The organism is Arthrobacter sp. Y3225209, assembly GCF_059090685.1.
The window spans coordinates 1-23,085 of record NZ_JBNHFW010000034.1 but is presented as its reverse complement, the minus strand read 5'-3'; the positions used below and the strand labels follow the sequence as shown (position 1 = coordinate 23,085).

General features: G+C 66.2%; 25 protein-coding genes. 17 read left to right on the top strand and 8 right to left on the bottom strand.

The features are described from left to right. Positions 1–138 precede the first annotated feature (138 nt). Both AC5RVB_RS15185 and AC5RVB_RS15180 read left to right on the top strand, forming a co-directional pair. The gene (locus tag AC5RVB_RS15185) at positions 139–2,040 is read left to right on the top strand and encodes a BCCT family transporter (RefSeq protein WP_231716189.1); all 1,902 of its coding nucleotides are present in this window, start codon (positions 139–141) and stop codon (positions 2,038–2,040) included. 51 nt (positions 2,041–2,091) lie between these two features. Then, positions 2,092–3,027: a 3-methyladenine DNA glycosylase gene (locus tag AC5RVB_RS15180; protein WP_227905859.1), complete on the top strand. Its 936-nt coding sequence runs from the start codon at positions 2,092–2,094 to the stop codon at positions 3,025–3,027. On the opposite strand, the gene AC5RVB_RS15175 is transcribed toward AC5RVB_RS15180, so the two are convergent. After that, the gene (locus tag AC5RVB_RS15175; RefSeq protein WP_227905860.1) at positions 3,010–3,603 is read right to left on the bottom strand and encodes a TetR/AcrR family transcriptional regulator; all 594 of its coding nucleotides are present in this window, start codon (positions 3,601–3,603) and stop codon (positions 3,010–3,012) included. The genes AC5RVB_RS15180 and AC5RVB_RS15175 overlap by 18 nt on opposite strands. A 151-nt stretch (positions 3,604–3,754) precedes the next feature. Here AC5RVB_RS15175 and AC5RVB_RS15170 point away from each other — a divergent pair, with 151 nt between their 5' ends. The 3 genes from AC5RVB_RS15170 to AC5RVB_RS15160 all read left to right on the top strand — a co-directional run bounded on the left by AC5RVB_RS15170 (position 3,755) and on the right by AC5RVB_RS15160 (position 6,700). Then, positions 3,755–5,212, top strand: a complete 1,458-nt coding sequence (locus tag AC5RVB_RS15170; protein ID WP_494143061.1) for an MDR family MFS transporter — start codon at positions 3,755–3,757, stop codon at positions 5,210–5,212. A 202-nt stretch (positions 5,213–5,414) separates the two neighbouring features. Further along, positions 5,415–6,011: an SRPBCC domain-containing protein gene (locus tag AC5RVB_RS15165; protein ID WP_227905862.1), complete on the top strand. Its 597-nt coding sequence runs from the start codon at positions 5,415–5,417 to the stop codon at positions 6,009–6,011. Between the two features lie 80 nt (positions 6,012–6,091). Next, positions 6,092–6,700, top strand: coding sequence for a hypothetical protein (locus AC5RVB_RS15160; protein WP_227905863.1), 609 nt, complete (start codon positions 6,092–6,094; stop codon positions 6,698–6,700). Here the strand turns inward: AC5RVB_RS15160 and AC5RVB_RS15155 are convergent. Beyond that, on the bottom strand, positions 6,697–6,984 hold the full coding sequence (locus AC5RVB_RS15155) for a hypothetical protein (protein ID WP_227905864.1): 288 nt from the start codon (positions 6,982–6,984) through the stop codon (positions 6,697–6,699). The two genes, AC5RVB_RS15160 and AC5RVB_RS15155, sit on opposite strands and share 4 nt — an antisense overlap. Next, entirely contained in the window at positions 6,977–7,471 is a 495-nt protein-coding gene (locus AC5RVB_RS15150) for a DUF4442 domain-containing protein (protein WP_227905867.1), read from the bottom strand. Before AC5RVB_RS15150 ends, AC5RVB_RS15155 begins: the two co-directional genes overlap by 8 nt. A 153-nt stretch (positions 7,472–7,624) precedes the next feature. Here AC5RVB_RS15150 and AC5RVB_RS15145 point away from each other — a divergent pair, with 153 nt between their 5' ends. From AC5RVB_RS15145 to AC5RVB_RS15125, 5 genes are all read left to right on the top strand, one after another. Then, on the top strand, positions 7,625–8,050 hold the full coding sequence (locus tag AC5RVB_RS15145) for a hypothetical protein (RefSeq protein WP_227905871.1): 426 nt from the start codon (positions 7,625–7,627) through the stop codon (positions 8,048–8,050). A gap of 124 nt (positions 8,051–8,174) precedes the next feature. Next, the gene (gene purS / locus AC5RVB_RS15140) at positions 8,175–8,429 is read left to right on the top strand and encodes a phosphoribosylformylglycinamidine synthase subunit PurS (protein ID WP_227905872.1); all 255 of its coding nucleotides are present in this window, start codon (positions 8,175–8,177) and stop codon (positions 8,427–8,429) included. After that, positions 8,429–9,208: a phosphoribosylformylglycinamidine synthase subunit PurQ gene (gene purQ, locus AC5RVB_RS15135; protein WP_423723792.1), complete on the top strand. Its 780-nt coding sequence runs from the start codon at positions 8,429–8,431 to the stop codon at positions 9,206–9,208. The genes purS and purQ overlap by 1 nt, the downstream gene beginning before the upstream one ends. After that, entirely contained in the window at positions 9,205–11,502 is a 2,298-nt protein-coding gene (purL, locus tag AC5RVB_RS15130; protein ID WP_227929709.1) for a phosphoribosylformylglycinamidine synthase subunit PurL, read from the top strand. Before purQ ends, purL begins: the two co-directional genes overlap by 4 nt. Before the next feature lie 201 nt (positions 11,503–11,703). Continuing rightward, positions 11,704–12,240 carry a GNAT family N-acetyltransferase gene (locus tag AC5RVB_RS15125; protein ID WP_227905874.1) on the top strand — a complete coding sequence of 179 codons (537 nt, stop codon included), beginning with the start codon at positions 11,704–11,706 and terminating at the stop codon, positions 12,238–12,240. Here the strand turns inward: AC5RVB_RS15125 and AC5RVB_RS15120 are convergent. Together AC5RVB_RS15120 and AC5RVB_RS15115 are read right to left on the bottom strand one after the other, a co-directional pair. After that, positions 12,216–12,794: a DUF1990 domain-containing protein gene (locus tag AC5RVB_RS15120; protein ID WP_227929710.1), complete on the bottom strand. Its 579-nt coding sequence runs from the start codon at positions 12,792–12,794 to the stop codon at positions 12,216–12,218. The genes AC5RVB_RS15125 and AC5RVB_RS15120 overlap by 25 nt on opposite strands. Continuing rightward, a complete protein-coding gene (locus tag AC5RVB_RS15115; protein ID WP_227929711.1) occupies positions 12,791–13,177 on the bottom strand; it encodes an MmcQ/YjbR family DNA-binding protein in 387 nt (128 codons plus the stop codon). Before AC5RVB_RS15115 ends, AC5RVB_RS15120 begins: the two co-directional genes overlap by 4 nt. 115 nt (positions 13,178–13,292) lie before the next feature. Here AC5RVB_RS15115 and AC5RVB_RS15110 point away from each other — a divergent pair, with 115 nt between their 5' ends. Beyond that, a complete protein-coding gene (locus AC5RVB_RS15110) occupies positions 13,293–14,126 on the top strand; it encodes a DUF1206 domain-containing protein (RefSeq protein ID WP_494143060.1) in 834 nt (277 codons plus the stop codon). An 18-nt stretch (positions 14,127–14,144) separates the two neighbouring features. Here the strand turns inward: AC5RVB_RS15110 and AC5RVB_RS15105 are convergent, their stop codons facing one another. Then, a complete protein-coding gene (locus tag AC5RVB_RS15105; RefSeq protein WP_494143059.1) occupies positions 14,145–14,585 on the bottom strand; it encodes a CoA-binding protein in 441 nt (146 codons plus the stop codon). Positions 14,586–14,638: 53 nt separating this feature from the next. Beyond that, positions 14,639–15,256, bottom strand: coding sequence for an alpha/beta fold hydrolase (locus AC5RVB_RS15100; protein WP_494143058.1), 618 nt, complete (start codon positions 15,254–15,256; stop codon positions 14,639–14,641). A 427-nt stretch (positions 15,257–15,683) separates the two neighbouring features. Between AC5RVB_RS15100 and AC5RVB_RS15095 the strand changes: the two genes are divergently transcribed. The 4 genes from AC5RVB_RS15095 to acs all read left to right on the top strand — a co-directional run bounded on the left by AC5RVB_RS15095 (position 15,684) and on the right by acs (position 20,581). Then, entirely contained in the window at positions 15,684–16,511 is an 828-nt protein-coding gene (locus AC5RVB_RS15095; RefSeq protein ID WP_227905882.1) for an ABC transporter ATP-binding protein, read from the top strand. Between the two features lie 166 nt (positions 16,512–16,677). Beyond that, a complete protein-coding gene (locus AC5RVB_RS15090) occupies positions 16,678–17,763 on the top strand; it encodes an aliphatic sulfonate ABC transporter substrate-binding protein (RefSeq protein ID WP_227905884.1) in 1,086 nt (361 codons plus the stop codon). After that, positions 17,760–18,587: an ABC transporter permease gene (locus AC5RVB_RS15085; RefSeq protein ID WP_494143057.1), complete on the top strand. Its 828-nt coding sequence runs from the start codon at positions 17,760–17,762 to the stop codon at positions 18,585–18,587. Before AC5RVB_RS15090 ends, AC5RVB_RS15085 begins: the two co-directional genes overlap by 4 nt. Continuing rightward, entirely contained in the window at positions 18,578–20,581 is a 2,004-nt protein-coding gene (gene acs / locus AC5RVB_RS15080) for an acetate--CoA ligase (RefSeq protein ID WP_494143056.1), read from the top strand. The genes AC5RVB_RS15085 and acs overlap by 10 nt, the downstream gene beginning before the upstream one ends. Here acs and AC5RVB_RS15075 read toward each other — a convergent pair. Continuing rightward, on the bottom strand, positions 20,565–20,873 hold the full coding sequence (locus tag AC5RVB_RS15075; protein ID WP_227905891.1) for a hypothetical protein: 309 nt from the start codon (positions 20,871–20,873) through the stop codon (positions 20,565–20,567). The two genes, acs and AC5RVB_RS15075, sit on opposite strands and share 17 nt — an antisense overlap. A 95-nt stretch (positions 20,874–20,968) precedes the next feature. On the opposite strand from AC5RVB_RS15075, the gene AC5RVB_RS15070 reads away from it, so the two are divergent. Both AC5RVB_RS15070 and AC5RVB_RS15065 read left to right on the top strand, forming a co-directional pair. Then, complete coding sequence (locus AC5RVB_RS15070; protein WP_494143055.1) at positions 20,969–22,306, top strand: O-acetylhomoserine aminocarboxypropyltransferase/cysteine synthase family protein; 1,338 nt, start codon at positions 20,969–20,971, stop codon at positions 22,304–22,306. After that, positions 22,296–22,802, top strand: coding sequence for a CoA-binding protein (locus tag AC5RVB_RS15065; protein ID WP_227929718.1), 507 nt, complete (start codon positions 22,296–22,298; stop codon positions 22,800–22,802). Before AC5RVB_RS15070 ends, AC5RVB_RS15065 begins: the two co-directional genes overlap by 11 nt. Positions 22,803–23,085: the final 283 nt, after the last annotated feature.

The window sequence follows — 23,085 nt, the reverse complement described above, 5'->3', positions numbered from 1 at the left end:
CCGAACGATTCCGAGCGAGTGAGCGGCTCCGGAACAGGGAAGCAGCAACCCCCGGAACCGGGCAGCGGCAAACCGAAACCGACAGTACGCGAACGTGCCGCCAAGGTCCTGCGCCGGGAACCGCGGTATCCGCATGACATGCATCCGGGCCTTGTACCGGGCATCGGCGTGGACGAGCAAAGGGTGCGCTACGGCACCGACCGTCTGGTGTTCGGTGTGGCAGCCACTCTGATCCTGGGCTTCGTGGGCTGGGGGATACTCTCCACGGAAAGCCTCAAGGCCGTTTCGGATGTCGCCCTGGCCTGGGTGGTGGACAATACCGGCTGGCTGTTTAATGCCCTGATTGCCGTCATTGTGATCTTTATGCTTTTTGTGGGTTTCAGCCGTTACGGCAAAATCCCGCTGGGCGTGGACGGCGAGAAACCGGAGTACTCCAAGTTCTCCTGGATCGCCATGATGTTTTCGGCCGGCGTGGGAATCGGCCTGTTTTTCTTCGGCCCCTATGAGCCGCTGACCTACTACCTCTCGCCGCCGCCGGGCACAGCGGAACCGGAGACCGCTGAAGCCATGCACCAGGCGATGGCCCAGTCCTACTTCCACTGGGGTTTCCACGCCTGGGCCATCTATGCCCTGGTCGGCGCCGCCGTGGCCTACGGCTCGTACCGTCGCGGCCGGGTGCCGCTGATGAGTTCGATTTTCACCCCGCTGCTGGGCCGTACCCGCACCGAGGGCCTGCCGGGCCGGGCCATCGATATGTTCGCCATTGTTGCGACCCTCTTCGGTACGGCAGCCTCCCTGGGCATCGGCGCCCTGCAGATCGGGCGCGGGGTCGAGATTGTCGGGGGCATCGGCCGGCTGCCCAACGCGGCGCTGATCGGCATCATCGCGATCCTCACTGCCGCGTTTATTACTTCCGCCGTCTCGGGCATCGGCCGCGGCATCCGCTGGCTCTCCAACATCAACATGTCCCTGGCCCTGGTGCTGGCAGTGTTCATTTTCCTGGCCGGCCCCACACTGTTCCTGCTGAACCTGATTCCCTCCTCCGTGAGCACCTACTTCTCCGAAGTCCTGAACATGATGAGCAAGGGGCCCTCCTGGGGCGAGGAGTCGGCGGCCTTTTCCGAGTCCTGGACGGTCTTCTACTGGGCCTGGTGGATTTCCTGGTCCCCGTTTGTCGGTATCTTCCTGGCCCGGATTTCCCGCGGCCGCACGCTGCGTGAATACGTCCAGTACGCCCTGGTGATGCCCACCCTGGTGTGCGTCCTCGCCTTCGGGATCTTCGGCGGCACTGCCATCTGGATGCGCACCCAGGGCCAGTCCGGCATCAACATTGACACCTCGGCGCAGGACCTCTTCTTCCAGGTCCTGAACGGACTGCCGCTGAGCCAATTCACCCCGTTCCTGGCCATGTTCTGCATTGCGATCTTCTTTATTACCTCTGCGGACTCCGCCTCACTGGTCATGGGCACCCTGTCCCAGCGGGGCAAGCCCGTGCCGGACCGCAAGGTCACCGTGTTCTGGGGCCTGGCCATGATGGGCATTGCCGTGGTGATGCTGCTGGTCGGCGGAAACACCGCCCTGGAGGGGCTGCAGAACCTGATCATTGTCTCGGCGCTGCCGTTCGCGGTGATCCTGCTGCTGATGATGGTGGCGTTCACCAAGGACCTGCACACCGATCCACTGATCATCCGCAGGGAGTACGCCGCCCACGCACTGGAAAACGCGGTACGGGCCGGCATTGACGAACACGGTGACAACTTCGCCATTACCGTCGAAAAGGCAGCGGACGGTGAAGGTGCCGGCGCCGGCTTCGACTCCTATGACACCACCGTCACTGACTGGTACCAGCGCACCGATGAGGAAGGCCGGCCGGTGGATTACAACTACGAATCCGGTGAATACGCTGACGGCTGGACCGCCGAAGGCGCTGCTGAGGAAGCCGGCAGCGAACGTTCGGCGCCTGGCACCGGCGAGCTGGCAGACGACGGCGAGCGCGCGGACGACGGCGACGCCGACCGGAGCCCGGCACCGGTGCGCTAGGTCCATGCGGGCAGGGGCTGCGGGAACTGCTGCGGGCGGGATAATGGACCCGTGAGCGTTTCCGTAGCCCCTGCCGTCCTGTCCCAGGAGCACTGGCGCGCCCGCCAGGCCGCCCACGAGGCCAGGGTCCGCCCCTTTACCGAGGGATACCTGGAGCGGCGCTCCGCGGGGCGGAAGCATCCCGTGGAGGACTTTCTTTTCACCTACTATTCCCAGAAGCCCGGCCAGCTGCTGCGCTGGCACCCCGGCGCCGGCGTCGTCCTGACCGGGGAGGCGGCCGCCGAGCGGGCAGGCTGGAAGTTTTACCGCACCCTCACCGCGGACGAAGCTGCCGCAGCCGGCCTGGATGCCGGGACACCGGCGGTCACCGTGGACGTTGCCGCCTTTGCCGCTGCACGCGGCGACGCCGCAGCGTTTACCGCGATGCTGCTCTCCCGCACGGCCGCCCGGAAACCGGTGCTGGGGTGTTTCGGCATGCATGAGTGGGCCATGGCGTACAAGTCCGAGGACAACGGGATCCGGCATGACTATCTGCAGCTGCGGCTGGGGCCTCAGGGAACTGACGAGCTGGTGGAGCGCAGCAAGATCCGCTGCACCCATTTTGATGCCTTCCGGTTCTACACTCCTGAAGCCGTTCCGCTGAACGAGCTCACCCCTACCCGCGAGAACCAGCGGGACCTGGAACAGCCCGGCTGCCTGCACGCGAACATGGACCTGTACAAGTGGGCGTACAAGCTGGTGCCGCTGCTGCCCAGCGAACTGGTGATGGACTGCTTCGAGCTGTCCTGGCGCATCAGGGCCATGGACATGCAGGCCTCTCCCTATGACCTGGCGGACTGGGGATATGAACCCATCCAGGTGGAAACTCCACAGGGGAGGGCGGAGTACGCGGCGGCCCAACGGGCATTTGCCGAGGAATCACAGCAGTTGCGGACCCGCATCCTGACGGCCCTGGCGGCGTGTACGGAGCTACCGACCGAGCGGTGAGGCGATCTCGGACAGGTCGGCCACCGCGCGTTCATACAGCTCGGCCGGGTCCGCATCAGCGCCGGCGTCCTGCTCGTGGGCAAAACACTGCCAGGCCACGCGCCACGTGCACGCAATGACTTCCGCCACCAGCAGCGACTGCATCCTGTCCAGCAGCTTCCGCTCCATCAGGGAGTTGCTGAGTTCGGTCACGAGCTGAAGCTCCTGGCGCCTGACCATCTGCAGGATCTTCGGCTCACGCAGCACCAGGCGGGAGATCTGCAGGAACTCGTAGTTCTCCAGTTCATGGGCAAACTGCGCCCGGCAGACATCCATCAGCTCATCCCTGATCTGTGCCGGGGACATGTTCCGGGCCAGATCCCGTCCCACCAACGCCTCGATCAGTTCATCCTGGCCCGGCAGGGCGGCAGCTTCCTTGGAGACGTAGTACCGGAAGAATGTCCGTTCGGAAACTCCGGCACGCTCCGCTATCTGCGCCACAGTGGTCGCTTCCAGCCCGGCAGCCTCAATGAGGTCCAGCGCCGCCGCCTGGATATCCCTCCGCGTTGCCGCCTTGCGTTCCGCGCGTACGCCCATACCAGTCACCTCGGCTTTCCTTACTTCTACTTTGCCATGCCGCGAGCGCTGGGACCTGACTTGTTTTCTGTCACATTCTGCCAGGTTCTGACATCCAACCTGGCAGTCTGTGACAGAATCTTGCAGTTCACTCCACCAGGAAGAGGAAGTTTTGAGCCAAGCAAGCTCCGCAGCAACAGCAGGGGAAAAGCCGCACGCCGCCGAGGCGCCCGCACTCTCCACCAAGCAACTCACCGGAATCATCGGAGCCCTAGCACTGGCGGCCTTCCTGATGATCCTGAATGAGACCGTCCTGACCGTGGCCCTGCCATCGATCATGGCGGACTTTGAGGTCTCGGCAGCGGCCGGCCAGTGGCTAACCACGAGCTTCCTGCTCACCATGTCCGTTGTCATTCCCACCACGGGATACCTGCTGCAGCGCTTTACCACCCGCAGCCTGTTTATCTTTGCCCTCTCCAGCTTCCTGATCGGCACCCTGATTGCGGTCTTCGCTCCGGGGTTCACCTTCCTGCTGGTCGCCCGCATCATCCAGGCCGTCGGCACCGCCATCGTCCTGCCCCTGCTGATGACCACCACCCTGACACTGGTACCGGTACGCAACCGCGGCGCCATCATGGGCCTGAACTCCATCGTGATCTCGGTGGGACCGGCCATCGGCCCCACCGTCTCGGGTTCGATCGTCAGCTCCTTCAGCTGGCACTACATCTTTGTGCTGATGCTGCCGCTGGCGGTCGTCATCCTGATCCTGGGCATCATCTTCATCAAGATCCCGTCCGCCACCCGCAAGCTCCCGGTGGATGTACTCTCCGTCATCCTTTCGGCCATTGCCTTCGGTTTCCTCGTCTACGGCATCTCCAGCCTCGAACACGCCGGCGACAACGTGGCGCTGACCGTCGCATCCTTCATCATCGGACTGGCAGGGCTGGTCCTCTTTGTCCGGCGGCAGGTGCGCCTGACACGTTCCGGCCGGGAACTGCTGAACCTCACCCCGTTCAGGAACCGCACCTTCACCTTCAGCGTCGCTATGATCATGATCGCCATGGGCACGCTGCTGGGCACCGTGGTCATTATTCCGATCATCCTGCAGACCGGCGGCGGCCTGAGCACAATGAGCATTGGCCTGATGCTGCTCCCCGGCGGCGTTGCCCAGGTGCTGGTATCGCCCATCTTCGGCCGGATCTATGACCGGTTCGGCCCCCGCCCGGTGCTGATCCCCGGCGCAGCCATGCTGGCGCTGGGCCAGTGGCTCTATGTCACCGTGGATTCCGATACGGAACTCCGGGTATTCATGGTCATCCATATTGTCTTCAGCATCGGCCTGGCCCTGCTGATGACCGGGCTGCTCTCCTCGGCGCTGTCCGCCGTGGAACCCCGCCTGTACGGGCACGGCTCGGCCATCTTCAACACGGGCCAGCAGCTGGGCGGCGCCATCGGCACCACCATCTTTGTGACCGTTATGTCCCTGCTCTCGGCATCGCGGCTGGAGTCCGGCTCGGACCTGGCCCACTCACTCTTTGCGGGTGCACACGTTGCCTTCATCATCGGCGGCATCCTGGCCACCATCGGCCTGGTGCTGGCACCGTTCGTCAAGGTTCCCCGGCAGCACTAGTACTGCGCTTCGGTGCGGAAACGCGCCGCGGGCCCCGGAGATGGGAATCTCCGGGGCCTTTCGCATACCGCGGGGTGCCCCGGCGTACGGATCGGTTTACACGGAGCTGTTTGCGCGGAGCTGTTTACAGGCTCCCCTCACGAGGCTGAAGCTGATAACGGTATGCGGCAGACTGCCGGCGCCGACCGCTCGGAGGATCACCATGCAGCCAGAACCAACCGGGCGGGTCCTCCGCACCGGAGACCAGTCCTACCAGCTGATTCTCACCCGCGGATTTCCCGTGCCGCCGGCAGACATCTGGGCGGCCCTTACCGAGTCGGAGCAGGCGGCAGCGTGGTTTGGCCGCTGGAACGCCGCCCCGGACCATAGCGGAGCCCTTGACCTGCAGATGCTGTATGAGGAGGGACTGCCCTGGAGCCGGGTGCAGGTCAGGGACTGCGTTGCTCCCGAACTCCTGCGGCTGCTGGTGGGCGACGACGAAGGGGTATGGGATGTGGAGGTCCGCCTTCAGGCTGCCGCCCGAGGCACAAGGATGGAATTCATCCAGCACCTGGCCGACCCTGCCGCTGCCGAAAGTTACGGTCCGGGCTGGGAATACTATCTGGACCGGCTCAAGGCAGCCCTGAACGGCGTCCCCGCACCGGAATTCGGGGATTATTATCCGGCGCAGGGCCCGTACTTCGAGGGCCAGGCGCGGACCGCCCGCGGCGGTGACGGTGGTGGCGGCGCAGGTAGCGATGGCGCAGGTGCCGTTGGTGGCGGCGCAGGTGCCGGTGCCGGTGCCGGTGGCGCAGGCTGAGCCCGTGAGGTCCGGGGTCACAGGTCCTGGGTCCTGGGTCCTGGGTCCACTACTGTCCCTTGACGGGGGAACTAGGCTGGGTGCCACCGACTGATGGAGGTCTCACCGTGATCCGTGCCCGCCATACCCGTGCCCGCCGCAGCACGGTCCCGCTGCTCCTGCTCTGTTCCGTGCTGGCCCTGGCCGCCTGCGGTGCCGACAACGCAGGCAATCAGCCAGCAGACCCGGCGTCGCCGTCTGCCTCCGGCCCTGCTTCCGCCTCCGACGCTGCTTCTGCCTCCGGCTCCCCCTCCGCGGCTGGCACTCCGGGCCCGACGGCGTCCCCCTCCCAGCCAGCGCCGGCCAGTGCGGCCGCAACCTCGCTCACGGTGGATTTTATGGCCGATGGCCAGAACACCACCGACACCTGGACCCTGCAGTGCGACGGCGCCGCCCCGCTTCCCGGCTCGAACGTGCCGGACCCTGCAACCGCCTGTGCAGCCCTTGCCGAGCAGGGCGCGGCGCTGTTCGCCGAAGCGGACCGGAATGCCATGTGCACGCAGAACATCGTGGGAATGCAGCGCGCTCATGTCACGGGCACGGTGAACGGGGAAGTTGTCGACACATCCTTTGCCCTGACCGACGGTTGCCAGATTTCCCGCTGGGAGCGGCTGACCGGATTGCTGGGACCGGCCGAGGGGACCCTCTAGCGGCGGGCCCGCTTGGCAGCAGAAGACCTGTCAGCCGAAGACTTGGCAGCGGAGGACGCAACCCGCTGGTCCCGTCGCCGCAACAGGGCAAGGGTCAGCACCGGCCCCAGCAGCGGAACCACAAGACAGAACAGCAGCAGGCCCAGCCGTTCAGCGGCCGTTACGGCCTGCGACCGCGCCAGCCGGACGACGGCGACCACCAGCAGGATGATCAGGGCCGCGGAAATCCCGGTGACCAGGAACTCCCAGCCCGTGGGGATCAGTGGGTTCTCTGCGTTATTCATTGCCGTTTCCTTCCGTAGCTACCGCCCGGTCGCGCTTCAACCGCACGTAGACCTGTTTGCGGACCCGCGCCACCACCTCGCCGGAACCGTCCCGCACCTCCACCGAGAACCACTCGAGCACTTTGTCCCCGCCGGCCGCGAGCTTGCGCAGGCGTCCGACGTCGGCCGGGTCCAGGGTGAAGCGGGCGGTGAGCTCCCCGCGGCCCGGTTTCACGAAGTCAATCTCCGCCGCCTTGTCCCAGACCACATGGTCACGGCCCAGATGGTGCAGCAGCATCATCATCCAGAACGGGTCCGTCATCGCGAACAGGGACCCGCCGAAATGCACGCCCGCCACATTGCGGTTCCACCAGTGCTCGCGCAGCCGCACGGTGACGTTGAAGTACTCCGGGTCCAGGTGGATGATCCGGATGCCGGTGAAGGCAAACGGCGGCCAGAAGTTCATGAACCGGCGGAGAGTGCCCGGTTGTACTTTGAGGAGTCTCACCAGACCACTGTAGCCAGATGTGATCTGCATCATTTGCCTTGCTGGCCCGGCCGGCCACCGGAGCGAATATGCCGTATTATGAATAAGCATGCTTAGTATCCCCTCCGGACGAAGGCATTCTCCGTCCGGAGACCCGTGAACTGGAGGCGCACTATGTCAATCGAAGCAAGACCCGAGGACCTGTCAGGGGCAGACTCTGCCGGTCCGGGTGAGTTCGTCCCCTGGTGCAGCTACTGCGGCACCGATGAGTTCCTGATCATCGAATCCGTGGAACCGGCAGCGAAGCCGGGCAGCGGAGAATTCCTCGAAATCAACTACACGTGCGCGGAGTGTGACCGGTTCTACGGCCACCCCATCCGCCATTCCTCCGTCTGGGCGCGCTGCACGGTCCGCTCCGAAGACGATGCCGCGGACTACATGCATTGCGGTGAACCCATGCAGCCGCGGGACCACCGCCAGCAGTCCATCTTCGAGCCGCTCACCACCTCTTCCATGCAGGCCCAGGCGCCGGCGGACGTTCAACTGGACACCACTGTGCTGCGCTGCCATTGCGGCTTCCAACTGGAGATTCCAGCCTGAGGCGAACGGCGTCCGCGTAACATACGCAACGCCGTTAGAATGGGCAGTGCAAGCTCGCGGAGCGCTGAATCAGCGTGAGACGGCAGGGTCCGCGGCCACCCATTTCACTCACAGGAGTTGCCGGATGCCCCGGATCGTTGTTGATGTCATGCCCAAACCTGAAATCCTGGATCCGCAGGGCAAAGCCATTGCCGGGGCTCTCCCCCGGCTGGGGCTGAGCGGATTTACCGGCGTCCGCCAGGGCAAGCGCTTTGAGCTGACCGTGGACGGTGACGTCACTGAGGAAGTCCTGGAACAGGCCCGCACGGCCGCGGCCACCCTGCTGTCCAACCCGGTGATTGAGGACGTCACCCGCGTCGAAGTTATCCCGGAGGCCTGATCTTGAGCACTCCCCTGATCGGCGACTTTTCCGCCGCTCCCGAAGACGCCGCCCTGCGGGCGGTCCGGATTGGTGTCATCACCTTCCCCGGCACCCTGGATGACCGCGACGCCGCCCGCGCCGTGACCATCGCCGGAGGCACCGCCGTCGGCCTCTGGCATGCCGAGGCAAACCTGCATGACGTGGATGCCGTGATTGTTCCCGGCGGGTTCTCCTACGGAGATTACCTGCGCGCCGGAGCCATCTCACGCTTTGCTCCAGTCATGGAAAAAGTAGTGGATGCCGCGGCCGGCGGGATGCCCGTGCTGGGCATCTGCAACGGTTTCCAGATCCTCACCGAGGCACACCTGCTGCCCGGCTCCATGATCAAGAACAACCATTTGAAGTTCTCCTGCGCGGACCAGCTCCTGCGGGTGGAGAACAACAACACCGCCTGGACGTCCGGGTACGAGCAGGGTGCAGGCATGGTCATCCCGCTGAAGAACCAGGACGGCCAGTACGTCGCGGATGAAAAAACGCTGGACGAGCTCGAAGGTGAAGGCCGTGTGGTCTTCCGCTATGACGGGGAAAACCCCAACGGCTCCCGCCGCGGCATTGCCGGCATCACCAACGCGGCAGGCAACGTGGTGGGCCTGATGCCCCACCCCGAGCACGCCGTGGAACCGGGCTTCGGTCCGGATTCCTCCGCCTACGGTCAGGTCGGGCTGGGCTACGGCACCGACGGGCTCCGCATCTTCAGCTCAGTTCTCAACACGCTCGTTGCCGGAGGCAAGTCATGACCGTTTCCCCTGCCGCGCAGAAGTTCAACATCGACACCGTCGAGCACGCCGCCGCCACCCCGGATACCGAGCTGCCCTGGGCCGAACTCGGGCTGAAGGAAGACGAATTCCGCAGGGTCGTGGAGATCCTGGGCCGCCGCCCCACCGCCGCGGAACTGGCCATGTACTCGGTCATGTGGTCCGAGCACTGCTCCTACAAGTCCTCCAAGGTGCACCTGAAGCAGTTCGGGGACAAGGTCACCGAGAAGATGAAGGAACACCTCCTGGTGGGCATCGGCGAGAACGCCGGCGTGGTGGACATCGGCGAGGGCTGGGCCGTGACCTTTAAGGTCGAGTCCCACAACCACCCGTCCTTCGTGGAGCCCTACCAGGGCGCCGCCACCGGCGTCGGCGGCATTGTCCGCGACATTATCTCCATGGGCGCCCGTCCGGTGGCCGTGATGGATCCGCTGCGCTTCGGTGCCATCGACCACCCCGACACCGCCCGCCTGGTGCACGGCATCGTCTCCGGCATCGGCGGCTACGGCAACTCCCTGGGTCTGCCGAACATCGGCGGTGAACTGGTCTTCGACTCCGTGTACCAGGGCAACCCGCTGGTCAACGCGCTGGCCGTGGGCGTGCTGCGGCACGAGGACATCCGGCTGGCCAACGCCTCCGGCGCCGGCAACAAGGTGGTGCTCTTCGGTGCGCGCACCGGTGGCGACGGCATTGGCGGCGCCTCGGTGCTGGCTTCGGAATCCTTCGACGCGGACAAGCCCTCCAAGCGTCCCGCCGTCCAGGTGGGCGATCCGTTTGCAGAAAAAGTACTCATTGAGTGCTGCCTGGAACTGTTCAAGGCCTCCGTGGTGGAGGGCATCCAGGACCTGGGCGCGGCCGGCATTTCCTGCGCGACGTCGGAGCTGGCCTCCAACGGCGACGGCGGCATGCACGTGGAACTGACCAATGTGCTGCTGCGTGACCCGTCCCTGACCCCCGGGGAAATCCTGATGTCCGAGTCCCAGGAACGCATGATGGCCGTGGTCACACCGGAGAACGTTGAGGCGTTCGAGGCAATCATGGACAAGTGGAACGTCGAGTACTCCTGGCTGGGTGAGGTCACCGGCACCGGCCGCCTGATCATTGACTGGGACGGCGAGACCATTGTCGACGTCGATCCGCGCACCGTGGCCCACGAGGGTCCCGTCTATGAGCGGCCAATGTCCCGCCCGGCCGTACAGGACAGCATCCAGGGGTCCTCGTTCGACGGGGAGCGGCCCATCGGCAGCGCCGCCATCAGGGACGCCATCCTGGAACTGATGGCCTCCCCCAACATGTGCGACAAGTCCTGGGTGACCAACCAGTACGACCGCTATGTCCAGGGCAACACCGCCCTGGCCATGCCGGATGACGCCGGCGTGATCCGCGTGGATGAAACCACCGGTCTGGGCGTGGCCATTTCCACCGATGCCAACGGCCGCTACTCCTACCTGAACCCCTACGAGGGCGCCAAGCTGGCCCTGGCGGAGTCCTACCGCAACGTAGCCACCTCCGGTGCCACCCCGCTGGCCGTCACCGACTGCCTGAACTTCGGCTCCCCCGAGGATCCCGAAGTGATGTGGCAGTTCGCCGAGTCCGTCCGCGGACTGGCCGACGGTTGCCGCGAACTCGGCGTCCCGGTCACCGGCGGCAACGTTTCGCTCTACAACCAGACCGGCGGCGTCGCCATCCATCCCACCCCCGTGGTGGGTGTGCTGGGCGTGTTCGACGACGTTGCCCGGCGCACGCCGTCGGGCTGGCGTGAGGACGGCCAGGCCATCTACCTGATGGGTGTGACCCGTGACGAGCTGGACGGTTCCGAATACGCGAACCTGCGCGGACACCTGGGCGGCCAGCCGCCGAAGGTGGACCTGCAGGCGGAGAAGCTGCTCGGCGAACTGCTGGTCAACGCCTCCCGCGACGGCATGATCGACGCCGCGCACGACCTTTCCGAAGGCGGCCTGGCGGCGGCGCTGTCCGAGATGGCACTGCGCTTCGGCGTCGGCGCACGGATAGGCCTGGATGAGGTCTGCGAGCGGGACGGCGTGGACCTGTTCACCCTGCTGTTCTCCGAATCCCAGGCCCGCGCCGTCGTTTCCGTGGCCCGCAGCGAAGAAGTCCGGTTCAAGGACATGTGTTCCGCCCGCGGCTTCGCCCACAGCCGGATTGGCGTGGTGGATACCGAGATTGGCGCACTGGACTTCCAGAGCCGGTTCTCCGTGCCGCTGAACGAGCTGAAGGCGGCCCACGAAGGCACCCTGCCGCGGCACTTCGGCTAAGCAGAACGGCAGAGCGGCACAGGCCCGGCGGGATTCTTCCGCCGGGCCTGTGCCGGTCCAGCGGCCGTGTAGGGTCACGAGTCATGGTGACAGCTAAGAAAAAACCCCGGGCTGCGGAAACAACCCCCGGAGCGGCGCGCCGGAGGGGCGTCTCCGGTCACTAAATACGGCAAATCGGGGAAGAAGAGGCAATATTAGCTCGTGAGCACAATCCCCGAGAACCTTGCAGCCAATGCAGGCATTCCCACTCAGCGGCTGCTGCTGGACCTCATGTCCGTGGCCGAGGTGGATGCCCTCATCATTCAGAAACGGCTGCCGGACTGGGCCGAGGACTTCCCCCAGCCCGCTGATTACGACGCCGCGCGCCGGTTTTTCGAGGCGGGGCTGCTTTCCCCCGCAGCTGCCGCCTTCGGCACACGGATGATCCGCGAACGTGCCACCTCCCTGGTGGTGGGCACCATCGGTTTCGAAGGCATTCCCGTTGAACACGCGGTGGAAATCAGTTACAGCGTGGCGCCCTCCAGCCGGCGGCAGGGCTATGCCTCGGAGGCGTTGATTGCCCTGTCCCGGTTTGCCTTGGCGCAGCCGGGGGTCGAGGAAGCCATTGCGTACACCGATCCGGGCAACACCGCCTCCAACTCGGTGCTGCTGACCGCCGGGTTCCTGCCGGAAGAAGAAGGCGACATTGCCCTGAAGTTCACGCTCCGGCGTGATCAGCTGCCGGAAGCGAGCCGGTAGGCCGAGGCGAAATACCGGTTGGTGTAGAACGCCTGCACGCGCACATTGACCCGGTCCGCGGCGGCAATGATGCGGTTGGCGGGCGTGCTGTAGGCAGCCACGCGGAAATAAAGCCTGCCGTCCTCATCCAGCTCGGCGTAAAACCCTTCCTCGCCACGTTCCGGATGCCCGGGCAAGGTGCCGTACCCAAACCCCGCGCGCTGGCCGGAGACCGGCTCCCCGCCGTCGTCGAGCAGCGCTTCCGTAGCCCACAGCACCCGGCACGGCGCGTAATAACGCACCCGCCAGACTCCGACACCGGAGGCCATCTCCACCCCGGGGGCGGCCCGGGGCGTACCGGGACGGACGAACAGTCCCGCTCCGCGGTGCAGATCCCAGTCCAGCAGGCCCTCCGTCAGGCGAAGGAACCCGGCGCGCGGGTCCGGCACCTCGAGCTCCTCCTTGCGCAGCACCAGCCGGTACCCGGCGGGCCACCGGTCAGTCATCGGCACCGGGTATGGCCGCTCGGTACTTCCCGTGTCCGGGTAGGTCAATGCACGCCGGGCCCCGCTCATCCGTCCGCCAGCCCCTTCCAGCGCAGTGATTCCCGGTCCTTTCGCGGCAGCGATGCCACCACCAGGTCATAGGAATCCTCCACCATGTCCGCCACCATTCCCTCAGGGAGCCCGGCGGCAACCTCCACTTGGTTCCAGTGCGTTTTATTCATATGCCAGGCCCCGCTGATTTCCGGATGCGCGGCACGCAGTTGGACCGCCAGCTCCGGTTCACATTTCAAACTGATCATCAGGGGCTCGGCTGCCAGCGCTGCCAGCGCGAACATCTTGGCCCGGCCTCCCGCAGCCCGCACCTTGAACACGGACGATTCCGGTCCGAAGGGAAAGTCCTCATACGTCCCCGGCAGCGCCAGGCACAGCCGGCGCAGGGCCTCTGCATCCATGCCTGAAGCCTATCCCCGCTTTCGGTGCTTCGGCACTGCCTGCTGATATGGATGGCAGGATGGAGTAAGAGGTATGCCAGCCGGCGTGCCGGAGACTAAGCAGAGGATGGACGGTTTGGAGCACAGGAACCGCAGTGATAATTCCGTGGCGGAGACAGCCGGGCGCGCAGCGGACTCCAGGACCTTCGAACGGGTTGCCCGCCTGGGGTATGTAGCCAGCGGTATTGTCCACGTGGTCATCGGCGTCATTGCCCTGCAGATCGATTCCGGCGGATCCGGCAATGCCGACACCAACGGCGCCGTGGCAGCCTTGGCCGAGCAGCCCGGCGGGGCGCTGCTGCTCTGGTTCTGCTTCATCGGCTGCTACGCCCTGGCCCTGTTCCAGCTCTCCCGCATCTTCCTGGCCGGACGGCGGCTCAAGGACAAGGAGCTGTGGAAGGACCGGGCCAGCAATGCCGGCCAGGCCATTGTCTATGGAGCCATCGGCACCATCTTTGCCAGCTTCGCCCTGGGACGCGGCAGCGATAACGGCAGCTCATCCTCGGTCAGTTGGACGGCCCGCCTCCTCGCCGTCCCTGCCGGCCAGTGGATCCTCGCGATCGCGGGCCTCGTGCTGGTGGGTGTGGGCGGCTATTTCATCTTCAAGGGTGTGACACGCCGGTTCCGCCGGGAACTGACGGGCATCCCCGGTTCGGCGTGGCGCCGGGCAGTGGACGTCACCGGCGTAGCCGGTTTTACCGCCAAGGGAATATCCCTCGCCGTGCTGGGTGTGCTGCTGACCCTGGCGGCGGTCAACGCGGATCCCGAACAGTCCACCGGACTCGACGGCGCGCTGCATACCCTGCGGGACCAGCCCTTCGGGGTGGTGGCCCTGGCCGCGGTAGGCATCGGATTGATGCTCTACGGCCTGTACATCGGCATTATCCGGGCCCGGTTCGCCAAGCTGTAGGCCTGCCGGCAGGATGGCTCAGAGTCCGAACCGCGGGGCCTCGATCACCGGGCAGGTGTCCATCACGACGTCGAGTCCCGCGGCCCTGGCCCGGGCCGCTGCCGCTTCATCCACCACGCCGAGCTGCAGCCACACCGCCTTCGCGCCCACCTCGATGGCCTGGTCCACAATGTCGCCTACACGCTCCGAATTCACGAAGCAGTCCACAACGTCAATGCTGCCCGGGATCTCGCTGAGCTTTTTGTAGCCCTTGTTGCCGTGCACGTCGTCTCCCTTCAGGCTTACGGGAATGATTTCCATCCCCAGATGGTCCTGGATGTAGCGGGAAACGCCGACGGCGGTGCGCATCGGGTTGTTGGACAGGCCCACCACGGCCCAGCGGCCGGGGGTGGCCATCAGCCTGCGGATGACCTCGGGATCATTGGCGTGCGCGGTAGCGGTGCCGTTGGAGTCTGACATCTGCCGTCCTTATGGGAAGCCGGGATGGGGGCTCCAGCTTACCCGGGCGTGCGTCACTGAAGGAAAGACTCAATGGCCTCGGTCAGCGCCGAATCGGGTAAGGCGCTCGTGTCCGTCTCCAGCAGCCGGAATTCACCTTCGTCCAGCGCATCGGCGGCCCGCCGGGCAAGGTCCTGCGTTTCCCCGCCGCTGGCACTGCCGGCCAGGATCAGCACCGGAACGTTCACCCCGCCCAGTCCCTCAATCTCGCTCTGCAGCACCAGCAGCTCATCCTCCCCGTCGCCCGGGGAGAGGGTGGGCTCGAGCGCCACTACACGGCTCACCACCGTGGATTCCTCCGCCGCCCGCAAGGCCAGGAAGGCGCCGTCGTAAAACCCGTAGAGGTCCGTGGCCCCGCCTGCCACCTGCAATACGGCCAGCAGGTCATCGACGTCGGACTCCGCAGTGTATTCCTCGCCAATCCCGCTTTCCCCGATCCCCCTGCGGTCATAGGTATACACGGTGTGGGTTTTTGAAAGAGCGTCCGCCAAAGCCGCCGTGGCCCGGCTGCTCCGGTGTGCCAGCAGCGGTCCCACGATGGCCAGCGGCGGTCCGCTGCCCTGCCGCGACCACGCAATGGTTGTGCCGTCAGCGGATAGAACCGTTCCCGATGCGTTCGCTGCTTGTTCCATGGCTGCTCCTGCTCGTTGATCCAGGCTCGTTTAACCGAAGGCTCGTTGATTTCCTCAAAGAGACCGGCCGCGAAGAACGGGAATGGGCTCCGGCTGGCCTCTTCCAACCTTGGAGCCGGTGGCGCGTCAGGTCAATGCTCCGGGGTGTTCATGGCGGGGGCGGGCACCAAGAGCGTCCGCGTGAACATTTCCTTCTGTGAATCGGCTGCAGGGCCGGGACTTGTCCGATCCGTAAATCCGGCGTTTAGTAGTCCTTGACCATCCCGAGCGGCTGAGAGACCTGGATCGATGAAGCCGCAGCAACCCTGGTTGCCGTATTTCCTCCTTGAAGTACGGCAATAACGAGGCTGGTGTCGCAGGAAGCCGTTACCCCGGCTCAGGACACCTTCCGTAGGGTGCTACTGCCAGGACCGATGGAGTGTTTTCTATGACAGCAGTGTTGTCTCCTTCCACGACCGCGTCCGGCACCGGTACGGCAGCGCCGGCCGATCCCGCCCTGCCGGTCACCTTCGACGCCCTGGGCCGCAGTTTCGGCACCGGAGCAAATGAACACGTAGTGCTCCGCGACGTCACCTTTGAGGTCAAACCCGGAGAGGTCCTGGCCATTCTGGGCTCCAGCGGCTGCGGAAAATCCACGCTGCTGCGTGCCGCCGCCGGCCTGGACCGCCCCACCGCAGGTGACGTCCTGATTGACGGCCGGCCGGTCCGCGGCATCGATGAGCGGTGTGCCTTCGCCTTTCAGGAGCCGCGGCTGCTGCCCTGGCAGACCCTGCAGGCGAACATCGCCATCGGGCTGCCCAAGTCCGCGAGCGCCAGCCGGGGAAAGGCCAAGGTAGCCGAGCTGCTGGACCTGGTGGGTCTGGCTGCGTTTGCCAAGCACCAGCCCCGGGCAGTGTCCGGCGGCATGGCCCAGCGCGCGTCGCTGGCCCGCGCCCTGGCCCGCGAACCGGGTGTGCTGCTCCTGGACGAGCCTTTCGGCGCCCTCGATGCACTGACCCGGCTGAAGATGCAGGATCTGCTCCTCGCCGTGCACGAGGCAGCCCCGGCCACGGTGCTGCTGGTGACCCACGACGTTGATGAGGCCCTGCAGCTCGCGGACCGGATCATCGTCCTGGGCAGGGAACCCGGACAACCGGGTGCCACCATCACCAACGTGGTCACCGTCCCCGGTTCCCGACCGCGTGACCGTGCCTCGGCGGAGCTGGCCCGAATGCGCGGCGAGTTATTGGCCCTGCTCGGCGTCGACCGCCACTAGGCCTTCCTTTCACTCCGCAGGCACCCCTTTCCGGGCACTGCCTGACCCAGCCCTTCCCGCTCCGGGGAGAGCTTCCCCTGTTTTGCCCTGATCCGGCCGCGCCCCTGGCGCCTGCGCCTGGCCCCGGCTTCCCCTTTTCCAGCCTGACCCTTTCAAAGGAACCATCATGACTGCCCCTGCACCCCGTACCCGACCGGCCTTCCTGCCCTTCCCCCGCTCCGTCCGCGGACGCACAGCACGTACGTTCGCCGGTCTGGCCGCGGTGGCCGGTTTGGCCCTCACCGGCTGCGTCGCCGGCGAGGACACTGCCGGCGCTGCCGCCGTCAAGGACGCCGACGGCGGCACCCTCACCCTGGATTTCGCCACCTACAACCCGCTCAGCCTGATCATCAAGGACCAGGGCTGGCTGGAGGAGGCACTGGCGGAGGACGGTGTCACCGTGGAATGGGTCCAGTCCGCCGGCTCCAACAAGGCCAACGAAAACCTGCGCTCCGGTGCCATCGACATCGGATCCACCGCAGGGTCCGCTGCCCTGCTCAACCGCGCCAACGGCTCCCCGATCAAAGTCATTGACGTGTTCTCCCAGCCGGAATGGGCAGCCCTGGTAGTGGGCCCGGACTCGGACATCACCTCCGTGGCAGACCTGGCCGGAAAATCAGTGGCTGCGACCAAGGGCACCGACCCGTACTTCTTCCTGGTCCAGGCCCTCGAGGAAGCCGGACTCAGCCTCTCCGACGTGACGGTGGAACAGCTGCAGCACGCCGATGGCCGCACCGCCCTGGAAAACGGTTCCGTGGACGCCTGGATCGGGCTGGATCCGATCATGGCCGGCGCCGAGCAGAACGGCGCCAAACTCGCCTACCGCAACCTGGACTTCAACACCTACGGACTCCTTGCCGCCAATGAATCCTTCCTCGCCGAGGAACCGGAACAGGCCCAGGCCGTGGTCAACGCCTATGCCAAGGCCCGGGCCTGGGCAGCCGATAACCAGGAGGAGACCGCGCAGATCCTGGCCGACGTCGCCGGACTTGATCCCGCCGTCGCCAGCACGGTCATCCTGGAGCGAAGCAACCTGGATACGGATCCCGCCCCGGGCGAAGCCCAGCGCAAGGTCCTGGAGAAGATCGGACCCACCCTGGTGGAAACCGGAGACGTGGCCGGCCAGGATCAGATCGATGCGGCCCTGGACTCCCTGCTGGAGGACAGCTACGTCCTCAAGGCTGATCCGGACTCGCTGGGAGCCTCGTCATGAGCAGCGTCCTTCCCCGTGCAACACGGACCAACGAAACCACCCCTGTGGCCAGGGCCCGGGGATCCCTGCTGGAGAACCGGTTCACCCGGCTGGGTCTGGGCCTGGTGGTCCCTGCCCTGATCCTGGCCGCCTGGCAGCTCACTACCGCCGCCGGGGTGTTCAGCCCCGTCCAGCTGCCCTCACCGGCAGCGGTCTACAGCGCCGCGGCGGATCTGGTGGAGCGCGGTCAGCTGGGCACCCACATTGCCATTTCCACTCAGCGGGTACTGACCGGGTTTGCGCTCGGGGCAGCGCTCGGACTGCTCCTCGGCGCACTGTTGGGGCTGTCCCGGCTGGCCGATGCCCTGCTCGGGCCGGCCGTCGGTGCGCTGCGCGCGGTGCCCTCACTGGCCTGGGTGCCGCTGCTGATCCTGTGGATGAAGATCGGTGAGGATTCGAAGGTCACACTGATCACCATCGGTGCCTTCTTCCCCGTCTTCACCACCGTGGCCCTGGCGCTGCGGCACGTGGACCGGAACCTGGTGGAGGCCGCCCGGGCCTTCGGCCTGCGCGGGGTGAAGCTGCTGACCACCGTTCAGCTGCCCGCCGTGGTTCCGGCCGTGTTCTCCGGTCTGCGGCTCGCCCTGGCGCAGGCCTGGCTGTTCCTGGTGGCGGCGGAACTGATTGCTTCCTCCATGGGGCTGGGGTTCCTGCTGACGGATTCCCAGAACAACGGCCGGACGGACCGCATGTTTCTGGCCATCATCCTGCTGGCCGTCATCGGCAAGACCACCGACGCCATCCTGGGTATCGCCGAAAAGCAGGCGGTGAAGAAATGGGCGTAATCACGGACCTGGAAGCCGGACACCGGCGCGTGACGGAGGACATTGCGGAGCCGGCCACGGAAGCCGAACGCATCGCCTTCTGGGAAGCGGCTGCCCGCACGCTTCAGTGGGAGCAGCCGTGGCAGCGCGCACATACGTTCCGGAAACCTGAACGCATCAGCGGGCCGGAGGTTCCCGAGGAGGACGCCGAGTACACCGTCCCGTCCATCGAATGGTTTGCCGGCGGCCGGTTGAACGCTGCGGTGAACTGCGTGGACCGCCATGTGGCCGCCGGGCGCGGTGACACTGTGGCCCTGCATTTCGAGGGCGAACCCGGAGACCGCCGCACCGTGACCTACGCGCAGCTGCAGCGGGAGGTCTGCCGCGCGGCCAATGCCCTGCAGTCCCTCGGCATTGAGGCCGGGGACCGGGTGGTGATCTACCTGCCGGTGCTGGTGGAGACCATCGTCATCACCCTGGCCTGCGCCCGGATCGGCGCCGTGCATTCCCTGGTATTCGGCGGTTTCTCCGCTGAAGCGCTGAAATTCCGGGTGGAGGACACCGGCGCCAAGCTGCTGGTCACCACGGACGGGCAGTTCCGCCGCGGCGCGGCCGTACCGGTGAAGGACAATGCCGACGCCGCCGTGGCCGGGACCAACAACATTGAGCACGTGCTGGTCATCCGGCGTACCGGATCGGAGATCAGCTGGGTGCCCGGGCGTGACGTGTGGTGGCACGAGAGCGTGGAGACGGCGTCGGAGACCCATCAGGCACAGTCCTTCGACGCCGAAACGCCGCTGTTCATCATGTACACCTCCGGAACCACCGGCCGGCCCAAGGGACTGGTCCACACCACCGGCGGCTACCTGACGCAGGCGGCCTGGAGTTACGAATACCTTTTTGCCAACCCGGATCCCCGGCAGCGGGCTGCGGACGTGCACTGGTGCACCGCGGACCTGGCCTGGGTCACCGCACACACTTATGAGATGTACGGGCCGCTGGCCAACGGTGCCACGCAGGTGATTTTCGAGGGCACACCGGACACCCCGCACCCGGGCCGGCACCTGGAAATCATCGAACGCTACCGGGTCACCAGCTACTACACCGCCCCCACCCTGGTCCGGGCGCTGATGGGCTGGTTCCCTGACGGCGTGCCGCAGGACTATGACCTCTCCTCGATCCGGCTGCTGGGCACCGTGGGCGAGGCAGTGAACCCCGAGGCGTGGCGCTGGCTGCGCGACCAGTTCGGCCGCGGCGAAGTGCCGGTCCTGGATACCTGGTGGCAGTCCGAGACCGGCGCCACCATCCTCTCCCCGCGCCCCACAGACACCACCTTCAAGCCCGGCTGCGCCACCAGGGCACTGCCCGGGGTCTCCACCCGGATTGTGGACGACGCCGGGAATCCGGTGCCGGCAGACACCCAGGGCTTCATTGTGGTGGACCGGTCCGGGCCGGGCATGGCCCGCACCGTCTGGGACAACCCGCAGCGCTACCTGGAGTCCTACTGGCGGCAGTATGCACGGCAGGGATGGTTCCTGGCCGGCGACGGCGCGCGGTATGACGACGACGGCGACACCTGGATCCTGGGCCGGGTGGATGACGTGCTGAACGTCTCCGGACACCGGCTCTCCACCATCGAAATTGAATCAGCCCTGGTCTCCCACCCCTGGGTGGTGGAGGCCGGCGTCTGCCCGGTGGCCGATGCCCGGACCGGGCACGCCGTCGCCGCGTTCGTGGTGCTCACCGCTGCGGCGGACCCGGACCGCGTCCGCGAGGAACTGCGGGCACACGTCACCCGGGAGATCGGCCCGATCGCCCGGCCATCCGCCGTCGTCGTGGTTCCGGACGTTCCCAAAACCCGGTCCGGAAAGATCCTGCGCCGGCTGCTCACCCAGCTGTTCGAGGGACGTCCGCTCGGGGATACGAGCAGCCTGCAGAATGAACCCTGCATCCCCCGGATTGCCGCGGTCTGCGCCGCCCGGCGGGCAGACAGGGAGGCTAATGCTTGCGCGTAAGGGTCACCCGGTCCAGCACCACGGACCCGCCCATGTTCTGCTGCACCTGGACAAATTCGGTGTGCGAAACCTCCAGGATGAACCGGTTGGTCCGGAACGGCAGCAGCTCCTCATGCCGGCCGTCCATGATCTCCAGGAACATCGTCTCGGCCTCCCGCCGCGGCATGGGCTCCGTGAAGGACACCCGGTGCGCTGCCGAAGCTTCCTTGTAGCCCGTCTCCACCACAATCACGTACTCGTCCACGCCGGCCTCCCTGAACGCCGTCAGTCCGTGTCCTGTCTCTGACCTCACTCCGCCTACCGCCACCTAAACCCATACCGGGGCCAAACCGCAACGCCGCAAGGCCTGATTCCCCCGGCCCCACCCCAGGAAGGAGCACTCAGCCAATGAGTGACCACCAGTTCGGTTTCCGTACCCGCGCCCTGCACGCGGGCGGTACCCCCGATGCGCTGCACGGCGCCCGCGCCGTGCCCATCTACCAATCCACCTCCTTTGTCTTCAAGGACACGGCCGACGCCGCGAACCTGTTCTCGCTGCAGAAGTACGGCAACATCTACTCCCGGATCGGCAACCCCACGGTGGCTGCGTTCGAGGAACGCATCGCCTCCCTGGAGGGCGGGATCGGGGCGGTGGCGACGGCGTCGGGCATGTCCGCGGAGTTTGTCACCTTCGCGGCGCTCTGTTCCGCCGGAGACCACATTGTGGCCTCCGCACAGCTCTACGGCGGCACCGTCACCCAGCTGGATGTCACACTGCGCCGGTTCGGCATCGACACCACCTTTGTCCCCGGCACGGATCCGGCGGACTATGCCGCCGCCGTGCAGGAAAACACCAAGGCCGTCTACGCCGAGGTGGTGGCCAACCCCAGCGGTGAGGTGACCGACATTGAAGGGCTGGCGAAGGTGGCGCACGACGCCGGTGTGCCGCTGATCCTGGACGCGACACTGAGCACGCCCTACCTGGTGCAGCCCTTCGCGCACGGTGCGGACATTGTCATCCACTCCGCCACCAAATTCCTGGGCGGGCACGGCACCACCCTGGGCGGCGTCGTCGTCGAAAGCGGGAAATTCAACTGGGGCAACGGGAAGTTCCCGGCCATGACCGAACCGGTGCCCAGCTACGGCAACATCTCCTGGTGGGGGAACTTCGGTGAATACGGGTTCCTGACCAAACTGCGCTCGGAGCAGCTGCGGGACATCGGTCCCAGCCTCAGCGCGACGTCGGCGTTTGCCCTCCTGCAGGGTGTGGAAACCCTGGCACCGCGGATGGACGAGCACCTGGCCAATGCCCGGGCAGTGGCGCAGTGGCTTGAGGCGGATCCGAGGGTGTCCTGGGTCAGCTACGCGGGCCTGCCCTCGCATCCGCACTATGAGAGGGCCCGCAAATACCTGCCCAAGGGCCCCGGATCCGTGTTCAGCTTCGGTGTGGCCGGCGGCCGGGCGGCAGGACAAAAGTTCATTGAGTCCCTGCAGCTGGCATCGCACCTGGCCAATGTGGGAGATTCCCGCACCCTGGTGATCCACCCGGGGTCCACCACGCATCAGCAGCTCTCCGCCGAGCAGCTTGCCGGAGCGGGCGTTCCGGAGGACCTGATCCGGATTTCCGTGGGGCTGGAGGATCTGGCGGACATCCTCTGGGATTTGGACCAGGCCCTGTCCGCCGCCGCAGAACCGGACCTCCCGTCCGCAGCACCGATTCTCGAGGAGAGCACCCATGTCCGCTGAAACTTCTGCCCGCACGGGCACCTGGACGGGGCCGACGGCGCCGGAGCGGCTGGCGCTGCTGCGTTCGGCTGAGTCCATCGCCATTGTCGGCGCCTCGGACAAACCGTCCCGGGCCTCCTACTTCGTGGCCACGTATCTGCTCTCTTCCTCCCGCTACCGCGTCTACTTCGTGAATCCGACGGCGACACAGATCCTGGGCCGGCAGGTTTATGCCTCGCTGGCGGACCTGCCGGAGGCACCGGACATCGTGGATGTTTTCCGCCGCACGGAGGATCTTCCCGGTGTGCTGTCCGAAGCCGTGGCGGTGGGTGCGAAAACCCTATGGCTGCAGCTGGGGTCCTGGCATGAGAAGGTGGCGCGGGAGGCCGAAGCAGCGGGCCTGAACGTGGTGATGGACCGCTGCGTGAAGATTGAACACGCCCGGTTCCACGGCGGACTGAACCTGGCCGGGTTTAATACCGGCGTCATTTCGTCCAAACGCCAGCTGACGGCCTAGCGGTCCCGTCCGGGCCCGCCGTGGCCCGGGTGGAACTGGTCGTTTCGGCCGTGCTCCTGTGAGGACTGCCCACGGCCCTTCTCCGGAACCACTGCCCGGTTTTTGGTGTTGGGGACGCCCGGACCCATGGTGTCCCGAAGACCGCCGCCCGATCCCCTGTTGTGACCCGGGATATGGCCGGTTTGGGGGCCGGGGACTGCGACCTTGCCGTTTCCCGGGCCTGTGCCGGGAGCTCCGGGCCGCCCGGGGGCGGGCACCGGTGCCGGTGCGGGTTCAGGCGCTG

Coding starts and splice junctions, on each gene's coding strand:
- AC5RVB_RS15185 (WP_231716189.1), top strand. CDS start 139: ATGCATCCGGGCCTTGTACCGGGCATCGGCGTGGACGAGCAAAGGGTG.
- AC5RVB_RS15175 (WP_227905860.1), bottom strand. CDS start 3,603: ATGGGCGTACGCGCGGAACGCAAGGCGGCAACGCGGAGGGATATCCAG.
- AC5RVB_RS15165 (WP_227905862.1), top strand. CDS start 5,415: ATGCAGCCAGAACCAACCGGGCGGGTCCTCCGCACCGGAGACCAGTCC.
- AC5RVB_RS15155 (WP_227905864.1), bottom strand. CDS start 6,984: ATGAATAACGCAGAGAACCCACTGATCCCCACGGGCTGGGAGTTCCTG.
- AC5RVB_RS15145 (WP_227905871.1), top strand. CDS start 7,625: ATGTCAATCGAAGCAAGACCCGAGGACCTGTCAGGGGCAGACTCTGCC.
- purS (WP_227905872.1), top strand. CDS start 8,175: ATGCCCCGGATCGTTGTTGATGTCATGCCCAAACCTGAAATCCTGGAT.
- purL (WP_227929709.1), top strand. CDS start 9,205: ATGACCGTTTCCCCTGCCGCGCAGAAGTTCAACATCGACACCGTCGAG.
- AC5RVB_RS15120 (WP_227929710.1), bottom strand. CDS start 12,794: ATGAGCGGGGCCCGGCGTGCATTGACCTACCCGGACACGGGAAGTACC.
- AC5RVB_RS15115 (WP_227929711.1), bottom strand. CDS start 13,177: ATGGATGCAGAGGCCCTGCGCCGGCTGTGCCTGGCGCTGCCGGGGACG.
- AC5RVB_RS15105 (WP_494143059.1), bottom strand. CDS start 14,585: ATGTCAGACTCCAACGGCACCGCTACCGCGCACGCCAATGATCCCGAG.
- AC5RVB_RS15100 (WP_494143058.1), bottom strand. CDS start 15,256: ATGGAACAAGCAGCGAACGCATCGGGAACGGTTCTATCCGCTGACGGC.
- AC5RVB_RS15095 (WP_227905882.1), top strand. CDS start 15,684: ATGACAGCAGTGTTGTCTCCTTCCACGACCGCGTCCGGCACCGGTACG.
- AC5RVB_RS15090 (WP_227905884.1), top strand. CDS start 16,678: ATGACTGCCCCTGCACCCCGTACCCGACCGGCCTTCCTGCCCTTCCCC.
- AC5RVB_RS15085 (WP_494143057.1), top strand. CDS start 17,760: ATGAGCAGCGTCCTTCCCCGTGCAACACGGACCAACGAAACCACCCCT.
- acs (WP_494143056.1), top strand. CDS start 18,578: ATGGGCGTAATCACGGACCTGGAAGCCGGACACCGGCGCGTGACGGAG.
- AC5RVB_RS15070 (WP_494143055.1), top strand. CDS start 20,969: ATGAGTGACCACCAGTTCGGTTTCCGTACCCGCGCCCTGCACGCGGGC.
- AC5RVB_RS15065 (WP_227929718.1), top strand. CDS start 22,296: ATGTCCGCTGAAACTTCTGCCCGCACGGGCACCTGGACGGGGCCGACG.